13 protein-coding genes are annotated in these 13,449 nt (G+C 30.7%); 11 read left to right on the top strand and 2 right to left on the bottom strand.

Annotation, left to right across the window (positions count from 1 at the left end):
* The first annotated feature begins 84 nt into the window (after nt 1-84).
* Nucleotides 85-882, top strand: coding sequence for a carbohydrate kinase family protein (locus ARA56_RS04840; RefSeq protein ID WP_055264529.1), 798 nt, complete (start codon nt 85-87; stop codon nt 880-882).
* 64 nt (nt 883-946) lie between these two features.
* On the opposite strand, the gene fba is transcribed toward ARA56_RS04840, so the two are convergent.
* A complete protein-coding gene (gene fba, locus ARA56_RS04835; RefSeq protein WP_055264528.1) occupies nt 947-1,810 on the bottom strand; it encodes a class II fructose-1,6-bisphosphate aldolase in 864 nt (287 codons plus the stop codon).
* 291 nt (nt 1,811-2,101) lie between these two features.
* Here fba and ARA56_RS04830 point away from each other — a divergent pair, with 291 nt between their 5' ends.
* The gene (locus ARA56_RS04830) at nt 2,102-2,944 is read left to right on the top strand and encodes a PHP domain-containing protein (RefSeq protein WP_055264527.1); all 843 of its coding nucleotides are present in this window, start codon (nt 2,102-2,104) and stop codon (nt 2,942-2,944) included.
* Between the two features lie 277 nt (nt 2,945-3,221).
* Here the strand turns inward: ARA56_RS04830 and ARA56_RS04825 are convergent, their stop codons facing one another.
* Nucleotides 3,222-4,016 carry an HAD family hydrolase gene (locus tag ARA56_RS04825; protein ID WP_055264551.1) on the bottom strand — a complete coding sequence of 265 codons (795 nt, stop codon included), beginning with the start codon at nt 4,014-4,016 and terminating at the stop codon, nt 3,222-3,224.
* A 259-nt stretch (nt 4,017-4,275) separates the two neighbouring features.
* Here ARA56_RS04825 and ARA56_RS04820 point away from each other — a divergent pair, with 259 nt between their 5' ends.
* The 9 genes from ARA56_RS04820 to ARA56_RS04780 all read left to right on the top strand — a co-directional run bounded on the left by ARA56_RS04820 (nt 4,276) and on the right by ARA56_RS04780 (nt 13,446).
* Nucleotides 4,276-4,836 (top strand): glycerol-3-phosphate responsive antiterminator, encoded by a 561-nt coding sequence (locus ARA56_RS04820; RefSeq protein ID WP_055264526.1) that lies wholly within the window; start codon nt 4,276-4,278, stop codon nt 4,834-4,836.
* Nucleotides 4,837-4,848: 12 nt separating this feature from the next.
* The gene (gene glpK / locus ARA56_RS04815) at nt 4,849-6,348 is read left to right on the top strand and encodes a glycerol kinase GlpK (RefSeq protein ID WP_055264525.1); all 1,500 of its coding nucleotides are present in this window, start codon (nt 4,849-4,851) and stop codon (nt 6,346-6,348) included.
* Between the two features lie 142 nt (nt 6,349-6,490).
* Nucleotides 6,491-7,918 (top strand): NAD(P)/FAD-dependent oxidoreductase, encoded by a 1,428-nt coding sequence (locus ARA56_RS04810; protein ID WP_055264524.1) that lies wholly within the window; start codon nt 6,491-6,493, stop codon nt 7,916-7,918.
* Nucleotides 7,919-7,931: 13 nt separating this feature from the next.
* On the top strand, nt 7,932-9,182 hold the full coding sequence (locus ARA56_RS04805) for an NAD(P)/FAD-dependent oxidoreductase (protein ID WP_055264523.1): 1,251 nt from the start codon (nt 7,932-7,934) through the stop codon (nt 9,180-9,182).
* Between the two features lie 2 nt (nt 9,183-9,184).
* A complete protein-coding gene (locus ARA56_RS04800; RefSeq protein WP_055264522.1) occupies nt 9,185-9,532 on the top strand; it encodes a DUF1667 domain-containing protein in 348 nt (115 codons plus the stop codon).
* A 284-nt stretch (nt 9,533-9,816) separates the two neighbouring features.
* A complete protein-coding gene (locus tag ARA56_RS04795; RefSeq protein WP_055264521.1) occupies nt 9,817-10,542 on the top strand; it encodes a glycerophosphodiester phosphodiesterase in 726 nt (241 codons plus the stop codon).
* Nucleotides 10,543-10,619: 77 nt separating this feature from the next.
* Nucleotides 10,620-11,648 carry a C4-dicarboxylate TRAP transporter substrate-binding protein gene (locus ARA56_RS04790; protein ID WP_055264520.1) on the top strand — a complete coding sequence of 343 codons (1,029 nt, stop codon included), beginning with the start codon at nt 10,620-10,622 and terminating at the stop codon, nt 11,646-11,648.
* 10 nt (nt 11,649-11,658) lie between these two features.
* A complete protein-coding gene (locus ARA56_RS04785; RefSeq protein WP_055264519.1) occupies nt 11,659-12,150 on the top strand; it encodes a TRAP transporter small permease in 492 nt (163 codons plus the stop codon).
* Nucleotides 12,151-12,162: 12 nt separating this feature from the next.
* On the top strand, nt 12,163-13,446 hold the full coding sequence (locus tag ARA56_RS04780) for a TRAP transporter large permease (protein ID WP_055264517.1): 1,284 nt from the start codon (nt 12,163-12,165) through the stop codon (nt 13,444-13,446).
* Nucleotides 13,447-13,449: the final 3 nt, after the last annotated feature.

Genomic DNA, 13,449 nt, shown 5'->3' with positions numbered 1-13,449 from the left:
TTAAAAAAGCGAACCAAAGAACTTTTTGTCGAATACGATGTAATAGGCGATTTGCACTCTAGATAATAAGGTGAGGACTAAATAATGAAACTAAGCAGTGAAACTATTACTAATGCTTTTAATTTACGAATGTTTAAGGAGCTAGTGATACAATGCATTGTTAGCAAAGATAGGATAAATGATATAAGAGAAACTATAGAAAGCTATAATAATAACATTAAGTTAATATATGAAATAACAGAAAATGATGAAGTTAATATAGATGGATTATTAATAAATTTAGAACATTTAGAGAGTGAGAATTTAATAGAAATAGAAGAATATCTAATATCATCTAAAAAGAGCAAAGAAATAATTTTAGATTTATGTGGAATTAATAAATCTAGAGATAATCGAGATTTAATATTAAGCTTTATAAATAGATATGATATCGATATTGTAAAAGGTACTAAAGAAGAGGTAATTTCTTTGATTGATGGACAAAAGTATTATTTAAGTTCACAGGATGATAAATATAGAGATTTTTCAAGAAAGAATAATACTATATTAATAATAAAAGATACGAATTATTGGATTACAGATGGATATAGTGAATTTACAGTTAGCATTGAGGAAAATTTATTAGATGATAAAGAATTTGAAGATATCTTAACAGGATTAATATTAGCATGTACAGCGCTTTATGATAGAAAAGAGCAAAGAGTGGAAGCCATACTGTTAGCTATTAATATTTTTGAAATTAGTAAGAAAGTAGCTTTGAAAAGAGTTGAAATAGATGGATTTAAAAATCTAATTAAAGAATATTTAATTAGAGAAATAGCATCTTTGAATAGCGAAGAGATATATAAGATAAGCGAAATAGGATATAGGTTTAAGCGATAATTAAAAAAGTAATAAAATAAAGTGAAGTATTAATTTACTTCACTTTATTTTTATATAAAATGTATTAAGCTTTGTTAACTGATCCGAAAAGTTCCATCTTTTCTTTAACTGTAGCTTTTATAGCTTCGAATCCAGGATTTAATAATTTTCTTGGGTCAAATCCTTTTCCTTCTTTATCTTTTCCAGCTTCAACGTAAGCTCTTGTAGCTTCTTGGAATGCTAATTGACATTCAGTGTTAACGTTGATTTTAGAAACTCCTAAAGATATAGCTTTCTTTATCATTTCTTCTGGAATACCAGTACCACCGTGTAATACTAATGGCATGTTTCCGCAAGCGTTGTTGATTTCTTCTAAAGCGTCGAAAGCAAGTCCTTGCCAGTTTGATGGGTATTTTCCGTGGATGTTTCCGATACCAGCAGCTAACATAGTAACTCCTAAATCAGCGATTGATTTACATTCTTGAGCATCAGCAACTTCACCTTTACCAACAACTCCGTCTTCTTCTCCACCGATTGATCCAACTTCTGCTTCTAAAGATAATCCTTTTTCTGCAGTAGCTTTAACTAATTCAGATGTTTTAGCTATGTTTTCTTCGATTGAATAGTGAGAACCATCGAACATAACTGAAGAGAATCCAGCATTCATTGCTGCATAGCATCCTTCGTAGCTACCGTGGTCTAAGTGTAAAGCAACTGGTACAGTGATGTTTAATTCTTCTAACATTCCGTTAACCATACCAACTATTGTTTTGTAACCACACATGTATTTTCCAGCACCTTCAGATACTCCTAAGATTACTGGTGAATTATTTTCTTGAGCTGTAAGTAAAATAGCTTTTGTCCATTCTAAGTTGTTGATGTTGAATTGACCAACAGCGTATTTTCCTTCTCTTGCTTTGTTTAGCATTTCTTTAGCTGAAACTAACATGGTAATACCTCCGTATATTTCAATTTAAGTTATAGAGAATAATATAAAATATGTAATAATTTAAAAACTATTACATTTACGTTTCTCCTACTGGTTATTATACCCTAAATCAATAGGAAAGAAAACAATAAATCTACTAAAAAGTATCAAAATACGAGCTAAAGGGCTATGTAAACATTTAATTAAAGTATATTAAAGAGTATTTAATATTTAGGGATAGGACATTAATTATAGACAATATATTATAAAAAATATAAAATGCAAATAGAAATAAAACCTTAGGAGGAAAATATGTTAGTTGATTTACATACGCATTCATATTATTCTGATGGAACAATGTCTCCAAGAGAAATAATTGAAGAAGCAAAAAGAAAAAATATAGAAGTGATAGCTATAACAGATCATGATGAGATTGGTTCATATAAGGAAGCTAAGGAAGCAGCTGATGAATTAGGTGTTACATTAATAAGAGGAGTAGAATTAGATTGTAAGTTTGAAGATATAGTAGTACATGTAACATGCTATAAATTTGATAATAATGATGAAATGATAACACTTGTAGATAAAGCACAAAATGCCCTTTTAGAAACAAGTTTTGAGCTTATTAGAAGAATGGAAAAGGATTATGAAGATATATCTTACGATGAATTCACTAGATATAAACATGATAAAAGAAAAGGTGGATGGGATGGAATTCACTATTTATATGATAAGAAAATAACAGAAGGCTTATTTGATGGAATGAAATACTATAGAGAATACAATTGTGGACATGAACATTTTGATTTTCCTACAGTAGAAGAAGCTTGTAGTGTTGTTCATAAGGCAGGTGGATATGCAGTGTTAGCTCATCCTTGTAATTATTATAAAGAAAAGAGTAAAGAAGAAATAATAGAAAAATTAAATAAATTTAAATCTATGGGGATTGATGGAATAGAAAGTTACTATCCAGCTAACAGTGAACTAATGACAGAAACTTGTATAGAATTCTGTAAAGATAATGATATGATAATAACTTGCGGATCAGATGGCCATGGAGATTTTGCCGCTGTAAGTAAAGGAGTAGAATATTATATCGGTGCTATGAAGGTTGATTCTGAAAAGTTACTTAATATAGAAAAACTAATTAAATAAAGTGCGAAGCACTTTGGGGAAAAGTCAGCTGAAGCTGAAGGGAAAATGTCACTGACGTGACAGGGAAATGATTGCCTATGGCAATAGTGAAAATTATCTATCTGTTACACTTTCTCTGCTACACAAGTAGCATTTTCACCTTAACTAAATTAACTTTCCCCTGCTACTTCATAGCATTTTCATCTCAACAGAGTTGACTTTTCACAGCTACAAAGTAGCTTTTTCATTTCGGCGTAGCCGACTTTTCACTTGCGTACTTAGTACGCACTTTTTTTAGTTAAATCATTTCATAATGTTTTAATGCATATTCTATACCATCATCATTTATATCTTTAGTAACAAATTTAACAAGATCAAATAATATTGGATTAGAGTTTCCCATAGCTATACTGTTGTTTACATATTTAAGCATTGTTAAATCATTAGCGCTATCACCTATAGCGTACGTATTTTCAAATGGAATACCTAAATGTTCTATAATAAATTGTATTCCAGTAGCTTTTGAGTAATTAATCGGTACTAATTCATAGAAATCATCAGCTCTTTTAATAAAATCAAAAACATCTTTAAATTCATTAAAGAATCCATCAAAATCACTATCATTATTTAAGAAGATTACAAGTTTATCTACGTTTAGCCCATCTTCATACCAAGTCTTACCCGAATAAGAACCTTCAGATTTATGAATATTAAGAACCTTAAAAACTTCAGGGTGTCTTATTGCTTCTATATTATCATAATAAACACCATCGATACTTTCTAAAACACCATCTATATGATACTTTTTTAGTGCCTTAACTAATTTAGAAGTTAATTCATTCCCAAGAGATTTGTGAAGTAAAACTTTATCTTCATATTCAACATAAGTTCCGCATCCACAAATAAATCCATCAAATTCAAGTTTACTTTTTAGAGATTCAATTTGACAAGCTGTTCTTCCGGTATTAATAAAGGCTAGATGTCCATTAGATCTCATTTCTTTTAAGGCTTTTTTAGCGCTTTCAGGAATTATAAGCGTATTCTCATCAATAAGTGTTCCGTCTATATCAAAAAATACAATTTTTCTGTCCATAATATTAAAATGCAACAATTGCATACTCCTTTAAAAATTTTATATTTTTAAGTATATAATATAAAACTTAAAACAACTATATGAAAATATTAAAAATTAGATATTTTATATAAAATTATTGTTAAAAAAGTATCACTTGTATTGTAGAGATAAGCCATTGACGTTATATGTAATATATGGCTATAATTTAAAATATAAAGATTTGAGGTTAGTATATAAGAAGATGTAAATGTTTAACTAACGAGAAGGAAGAGAATATATGATTGAAATGAAAAAGGTTTTAGAAGGTAATCCAGTAATAGCAGCAGTAAAAGATATGAAATCACTTGAAGAGGCTATTGAAACAGATATTGATATAATATTTGTTTTATTTGGTGATATTATTTCTATAAAAGAAATAAGTGAAAAAATAAAGGGAAAAGATAAAATAGGAATAATTCATATAGATTTAGTTGAAGGGTTAAGCAATAAAGAAATATCAATTAAGTTTATTAAGAATGAGACAAGTTTTGATGGAATTATAAGCACTAAGGGAAATTTAATAAAGCAAGCAAAGAATTATGGATTAGTAGCAATTCAACGTTTCTTTGTTTTTGACACTATATCTCTTAATAATAGCAAAAATCATGTTATTTCAGAGTGTGATGCAATTGAGATATTACCAGGAGTAATACCTAAAGTAGTTAAAGATATCTCGACATTTACAAGAAAGCCAGTAGTTTCAGGAGGATTAATAGATACTAAAGAAGATGTTATATTAGCCTTAAATTCAGGAGCAACTTGCGTATCAACAAGTAAAACAGAAATATGGGGAATGTAGGGAGATTGAGAAATGAAAAAGTATATTGTAGCTTTAGATCAAGGAACAACAAGTTCAAGGGCAATTATATTTGATAAAGAACAAAATATATATGGTATAGCTCAAAAGGAGTTTACTCAAATATACCCTAAGGAAGGGTGGGTTGAGCATAATCCTATGGAGATATGGTCATCACAATATGGAGTATTACAAGAAGTTATGGCTAAGACAAATATAAAGCCAGAGCAAATTGCTGCTATAGGAATAACAAATCAAAGAGAAACTACTATAGTTTGGGATAAGGAAACGGGAGAGCCTATATATAATGCTATAGTATGGCAATGTAGAAGAACTGCAAAAATTTGTGAAGAGTTAAAGTCTCAAGGCTTAGATAAATATATTAAAGAAAATACAGGTTTAGTTATAGATGCATATTTTTCAGCGACTAAGATAAAATGGATATTAGACAACATAGAAGGTTCAAGAGAAAAAGCTGAAGCAGGAAAGCTTTTATTTGGTACTGTAGATACTTGGTTACTTTGGAAGCTTACTAATGGAGAAGTTCACGTAACTGATTATACAAATGCATCTAGGACAATGTTATATAATATTAAAGAATTAAAATGGGATGAGAAAATAGCTAAAAGATTAGAAATACCTATGAGTATGCTACCAGAGGTTAGAAATTCATCAGAAGTTTATGGATATGCTAATTTAGGAGGAAGTAAAAAAGATATTAAAGTTCCTATTGCTGGTATAGCTGGTGATCAACAAGCTGCTTTGTTTGGGCAAGCATGCTTTAACAAAGGAGATGCTAAAAATACTTATGGAACTGGATGCTTCTTACTTATGAATACTGGTGAAGAGATGGTTGAAAGTAAAAATGGACTTATTACTACTATAGCTATTGGAATAGATAATAAGATTCAATATGCACTTGAAGGTTCTGTATTTATGGGAGGGGCAATAATTCAGTGGTTGAGAGATGAGCTGTGTTTAATATCAGAATCTAGTGATTCAGAGTATTTTGCTAAAAAGGTTAATGATAATGGTGGTGTTTATGTAGTTCCGGCTTTCGTTGGACTTGGAGCACCTTATTGGGATATGTATGCTAGAGGTGCTATATTAGGGTTAACTAGAGGTGCAAATAAAAACCATATTATAAGAGCTGCATTAGAATCAATAGCATATCAATCTAAGGATTTAATAGAAGCTATGCAAGAAGATATAGGATTAAAGCTTAAAACTTTAAAGGTTGATGGTGGAGCTAGCAAAAATAATTTATTAATGCAATTTCAAGCTGATATTATAGATGCTAAGGTTAGTAAACCGATAATAACTGAAACGACTGCATTAGGAGCTGCATATTTAGCAGGACTTGCAGTTGGTTATTGGGAAAGTAAAGAAGAGATTGCAAAGAATTTTTATGTAAGTGAAAGCTATGAGCCTAATTTTGATGATGAAATGAGAAGAAAGTTGTATAAGGGTTGGAAAAAAGCTGTTGATAGATCTAAAAAATGGGAAGAAGAATAATTGACAGTGATTTCTAAAAGGTTTATAATTTAAATATATTGAATAAGTGCAAGAGAAACAGAGTCAAGCACAAAAGCTAAGGGTTTTAGTAATCCTTGTTTTTGGCTTGGCTTTTTTTATTTGAGTATGAGGAGTGAGTTATATGTATGATGTAGCAATAATAGGTGCTGGAGTGATGGGAGCATCAATTTTTAGAGAGTTAAGCAAGTATAATGTAAAAAGTATTTTAATAGAAAAAGAAAATGATGTTTCTATGGGAACAACTAAAGCAAATTCAGCAATAATACACGCAGGTTATGACCCGAAAATAGGAACATTAATGGCTAAATACAATGTAAAAGGCAATGAAATGTTTGAAGATTTATGTAAGGAGTTATCAGTACCTTTTAAGAGAAATGGCTCACTAGTATTAGCATTTAATGATGAGGATTTAGAGACAATAAATAATCTTTATATAAATGGAAGTACAATAGGGGTAAAAGGACTAAAGGTTCTTTCTAAAGAAGAGGTATTGAAGATAGAGCCTAACTTATCTCATGATATAAAAGGGGCACTTCTAGCACCTACAGGTGGGATAGTAGGACCATTTGAATATACTATAGCTCTTGTTGAAAATGGTATTCAAAATGGTGGCGAAATTATTTTAGATGCTGAAGTAGCGAAAATTAATAAATATGAAACCTTTGTAATAGAAACTACAAATGGTAAGAAAATAGAAGCTAAATATGTAATAAATGCAGCTGGTATTTACTCCGATAGAATACATAATATGATTTGTAAAGAAAGCTTTAAGATTACGCCAAGAAAAGGTGAATATTATGTTATGGATAAAAGCCAAGGCAACTTAGTTAGTCATACTTGCTTCCCATGTCCATCGAAATTAGGAAAAGGTGTATTAGTAACTCCAACTATTCATGGGAATCTATTAGTTGGACCTAATGCCGTAGATGGAGAAGATAGAGAAGCATTAAACACAACAAGTGAAGGTTTAGCTAATATAAAAAAATCAGCAATGAATACAACTGACAAAATTAATTTTAGAGATTGTATAAGAACATTTGCAGGACTTAGAGCTGTATCGGATTCAGGTGATTTTATAGTAGGTGAAGATAAAGAAGTAAAAGGCTTTATAGATGTAGCTGGTATAAAATCTCCAGGATTAACTTCAGCACCGGCTATCGCTGAAGATGTAGTTAATATATTAAAAGATTCAGGATTAACTTTAGAGAAGAATTTAAAGTTTAATGGTAAGAGAGAACAAGTTTACTTTATGGAATTATCAAAAGAAGAGAAGGCTGAATTAATTAAAAAAGATTCAAGATATGGAAGAATAATTTGTAGATGTGAAAGTATAACAGAAGGGGAAATTATAGATGCAATCCATAGGGGATTTGGAAAAATTTCTATTGATGGAGTTAAGAGAAGATGTAGACCAGGGATGGGAAGATGTCAAGGAGGCTTCTGCGGGCCAAGAGTTCAAGAAATTATTTCAAGAGAGCTAGATATAAAAATGGAAGATATAGTTCAAGAAAAATCTGATTCAGTAATACTTTACGGTAAAACAAAGTAGGAGGTATGGAGATATGGAATATGATTTAATCGTTATAGGTGGAGGACCAGCTGGACTTGCAGCAGCTTATGAAGCTCATAAAGAAGGTATAGAAAAAATATTAATAGTAGAAAGAGATAAAGAATTAGGTGGTATTTTAAATCAATGTATCCATAATGGATTTGGACTTCATACATTTAAAGAGGAGCTTACTGGACCAGAGTATGCTGAAAGATTTATAGATATGGTTAAGAGTACTAATATAGAAGTTAAACTTGATACTATGGTTTTAGAGATTGAGGAAGATAAAACTGTACATGCTATAAATACTGAAGATGGATATATGATTCTTAATGCAAAAGCTATAATATTAGCAATGGGATGCAGAGAGCGAACTAGAGGTGCAATTGCAATACCAGGGGATAGACCTTCTGGAGTATTAACTGCAGGAGCTGCTCAAAGATATATAAATATGGAAGGTTATATGCCTGGTAAAGAGGTATTGATATTAGGTTCAGGTGATATTGGGCTAATAATGGCTAGAAGAATGTCACTTGAAGGAGCTAATGTTAAAGCTGTAGTTGAACTTATGCCATATTCAAATGGATTAAACAGAAATATTGTTCAATGTTTAAACGATTATGATATACCGTTATATTTATCTCATACAGTTGTAGATATAAAAGGTAAAGATAGATTAGAAAAAGTTATTATAGCTAAAGTAGATGAAAATAGAGCTCCAATTAAAGGAACAGAAATAGAGTTTGATGTAGATACACTTCTATTATCTGTTGGATTAATTCCAGAAAATGAACTTTCATCAAAGGCTGGCATAGAAGGTGATAGAAGAACTAATGGATTAATAGTAAGTGAATCTATGGAAACTTCAATTGATGGAGTATTTGCTTGTGGTAATGTACTTCATGTTCATGACTTAGTTGATTTTGTAAGTGAAGAAGCCAATAGAGCTGGAAAATGTGCAGCTGAATATATAAAAGGAGAGCTAAAAAGAGGTAGTTATTTAAAAGTTATCAATGGTAAAAATATAAATTACACAGTGCCTCAAAAGATAAGTACGGATTCAATGAAAGATAATCTTACTATGTTTATGAGAGTAAATAATATTTATCATGATAAAAAAATAGTAGTAAGATCAGGTGAAAATATAGTGGCCGAATTTAAACGTAAGCATTTAGCTCCATCTGAAATGGAAAAGATTATTTTAAAGAAAAGTCTTTTAGAAAATGTAGTTGAAGATTTAGTAGTATCATTAGAGGAGGCGTAATAATGAAAAAGGAATTAATATGTATATCATGCCCTTTAGGATGTCACTTAACTGTAGATGCTGATAATAAAACTGTAACAGGTAATACATGCAAAAGAGGAGAAGTATATGGATTGAATGAAGTTATTAATCCGGTAAGAGTAATAACTTCAACAGTTAAAATAGAAGGTGCTAGACTACCAGTTTTACCTGTGAAAACTAATGGTGCTATACCTAAAAGTTTAAATTTTGAAGCTATAAAAGTAATAAATGATGTTATCTGTAAAGCTCCTATAAAGGTTGGAGATATAATAATAAAGGATATTCTAGGAACAGGGGTAGATGTTGTAGCATCAAGAAGTCTAAATTAATTAATAATTAAGGAATAAAGCCAGCTAGCGCTGGCTTTATTTATAAAAATTAATAATAGATTTTATGAGAGAGGAATAAATTAGAGAAAAATATGTAAAAATTAGGTTAAATATAGCTAAAATTGGAATAATATATTGAAGTTGAATATGAGGTATGATAAATTAAGTTCATATGGTAAATATTTTAAAATAAAGAAGGGGAAGAATTTTAATAATTATTTTTTGTATTCTTCTTTTTTTATTACAAGAAAATGTGTAAACGATTAAAAGGGTGGAGGTATATTATGACTAAAAATTTTGCACATCGAGGTTTCAGTAGTAAGTATCCGGAGAATACTTTATTAGCATTTGAAAAGGCTATTGAAGTTGGTGTAGATGGAATGGAGTTCGATGTTCAACTTACTAAAGATGGAGAAATTGTAATTATACATGATGAAACAATAGATAGGACTTCAAATGGAAGCGGCCGTGTAAAAGATTTTACATATGAAGAGTTATTACAGTATGATTTTTCAGCTTCATTTACAGGACAATTTGGATACATAAAAATACCACTACTAAGAGAATATTTTGACCTTGTTAAAGATACGGAAATAATTTCAAATATTGAGCTTAAGAATAGTGTATATGATTATGAAGACTTAGAGGAAAAAGTATATGAATTAATAGTTGAATATGGATTAGATAAAAAAGTTATAATTTCGTCATTTAATCATGAAAGTATTATAAAAATGAAAAAAATAGATTCTGAGATTAAGTGTGGATTTTTATCAGATTGCTGGATGATTGAACCAGGAAAATATACTAAAGCATATGGAATAGAATGCTTCCACCCAGCTGGATACTATTTAACAGGAGAAAAGGTCAAAGCTATTCATAATGAAGGGATAGAAGTAAATGTGTGGCTAGGTAAAGAACCTATGGATTATAAGAAGCTTATTGATATGGAAATAGATGTTTTAATATCTAATGATCCTGACATAGTAGGAGAAATTCTAAAGAATAAATAGTTAATAACTACTTAAGATAGTTGTTGTTAAAAATATTTATATATTACAAATTAATTATTAGCTTAGGGGGAAACAAAATGAAAAAATGGGGGAGCATAGGGAGACGGGTTGTATTATCAAGCATCTCAGTATTGATGATGTTAAATCTAGCTGCTTGTGGAAACAAAAACATTAATGATGAAGACTACAAATTAACTTTAAGACTAAGCCACGTATTCTCACCAGATGAACAGTTAACAAAAACTATGGATTTGATAGCTGAAAGAATTTATGAGAAGACAGATGGAGCTATTGAAATTTTAACATTTCCACAAGGGCAATTAGCTACATATAAAGATGGCCTTGAATATGTTGTCCGTGGAGCACATTTTATATCTGTTGAAGATCCATCATATTTAGGAGATTATGTTCCAGACTTTAAAGCTTTAGTAGGACCTATGCTTTATACTTCTTTTGAGGAATATAGTGAGATGATACAAACAGAGCTTGTGCAAGATATGATAAAAAAGGCTGAAGAAAAGGGGATAAAGATATTAGGTCTTGATTATATTTTTGGTTTTAGAAACTTAATGACTAATAAAGTTATTGAAACTCCAGCAGACCTTAAGGGAGTTAAGCTTCGTACACCTGGAAGTAAGTTATTTATTGATTCAATAAATGCCATGGGAGCAACTGCAACATCCCTAACTTTCGGGGAAACAATATCAGCAGTACAACAAGGGGTTGTTGATGGATTAGAAGGCTCAGAGTTTTCTAATATAGGAACTAAATGTTATGAGGTTGTAAAGAATGTTGCATTAACTAAGCATTTTCTAGGAACTTGTGGAGCTTATATAAACTTAGATCTTTTTAATAGTATTCCAGAAAAATACCGTAATATTATAGAAGAAGAGTTTGCTTATGGAGCACAGGAAATGATAGAGATAATGAATGAATCATATGAGCAGACCGTAGCAGATCTTGAATCTTTTGGCGTTCAATTTAATGAAGTGGATACTGAAGCATTTTCAGAAGTAACTAAGGTCGTTTATGAAAATATGGATGGAGTAACTCCTGGTATTTACGATATGCTTCAAGAAGAATTAAAAAAGATGAGAGATAACTAAGGGGGAAACTATGAAAGAACAATCTTTATTCAAACGTATATTGAGTAATTTTGAAGAAATTATTGCTGGTACTTTTATAATGATAACAACTGTGCTTGTTGTTATAAATGTATTTTTGAGATACTTTATGAAAACGGGTTTATATTGGTCTGAAGAGGTAGCAACTATATGTTTTGTATGGAGCGTATTCATTGGTGCAGCAGCTTCATATAAAAGAGGGCAACATATAGGTGTAGATATAATTGTAAACAAGCTACCAAAGACAATTAGAAATATAGTTGTAATTTTAGTAGATTTAATATTAATACTTTTAAATGGATATATTACTTACATTGGAGTTATTTATATAAGTCGTTCGTATATTAAACCTACAGCAGTACTTGGAATTTCGTCTGCATATGTTTCTTCATCATTAGTTATTGGATTTGCATTGATGACAATGTACTCGATAATTTTTTTAGTAAGAGATTTTAAAAAGATTAAAGAAGAAAATAATGCATAGGAGGAAAGTATTATGGCATTTTTACCGATATTAATAGTATTCTTATTATATTTCACAGGAATACCAATAGCTTATGCTTTATTTGGAGCAACTCTTAGTTATTTTACATTCCTAGACCACGGAGCACCTGTTGATTTAATATTACAAAAGTTTATAACTAGTGCACAGTCATTTCCATTGTTAGCAATTCCCTTCTTTATATTAGCTGGTTCTATAATGAACTATGCTGGAATCAGTGGAAAACTTATGAAGTTTGCTGAAGTTTTAACTGGGCATATGAAAGGTGGATTAGGACAAGTTAATGTTCTTTTGAGCGTATTAATGGGAGGTGTATCTGGTTCAGCAAATGCTGATGCAGCTATGCAGTGTAAGATGCTTGTTCCAGAAATGGAGAAGAGAGGGTATAAAAAAGCTACTGCAGCTGCTATCACAGCGGCATCATCAGCGGTAACTCCAGTAATACCTCCGGGAATAAACTTAATAGTTTATGCTTTAATAGCAAGTGTATCAGTTGGTAAGATGTTTATGGCTGGATACATTCCAGGAATTTTAATGGCTGTAGCATTAATGATTACAGTTAATATAATTGCAAAAAAGAGAGGGTACATGCCAACCCGTGAAAAGCGTGCTACTCTTGGAGAAATAGCAAGACAAGCCTTAGATTCTATATGGGCTTTATTATTTCCTTTTGGAATTATAGCTGGACTTAGAATGGGAGTATTTACTCCATCAGAAGCAGGGGCTGTAGCTGTAGTTTACTGTATTATAGTAGGAGTATTTATTTATAAGAATTTAAAGGTTTCTCATATTCCAGCAATAATAAAGGAAACAGTTTATGGAACAAGTACGGTTGTATTAATAATTATTGCAGCATCTGTATTTGGGTACTATATGACATGGCAAATGATTCCTCAACAGTTGACAGGTTTATTATTAGGAATAACAAGTAATAAATATTTAATGTTACTTTTAATTAATATATTATTATTACTTTTAGGTATGTTCTTAGAAGGTGGAGCAGCATTAATAATAATTGCACCCCTTTTAGTGCCGGTAGTTACTAAGCTAGGGGTAGACCCAATACACTTTGGTCTTATAGCTATAGTTAATATCATGATTGGAGGAATCACACCACCATTCGGCTCTATGATGTTCACCTGCTGTTCAATGACAGATTGTAAGTTAGAAGATTTCATACGGGAGTCCATACCATTTATTATAGCAATGCTGATATCGTTGCTATTAATAACATATATACCGCAGATATCATTGTTACTACCTAATTTATTGTATTAAAAC

It is taken from the genome of Clostridium disporicum, from assembly GCF_001405015.1.
Taxonomy (GTDB): Bacteria; Bacillota; Clostridia; order Clostridiales; family Clostridiaceae; genus Clostridium; species Clostridium disporicum_B.
Note: the sequence above shows the minus strand (reverse complement) of the source record. Positions and strands in the feature narration are given on the sequence as shown.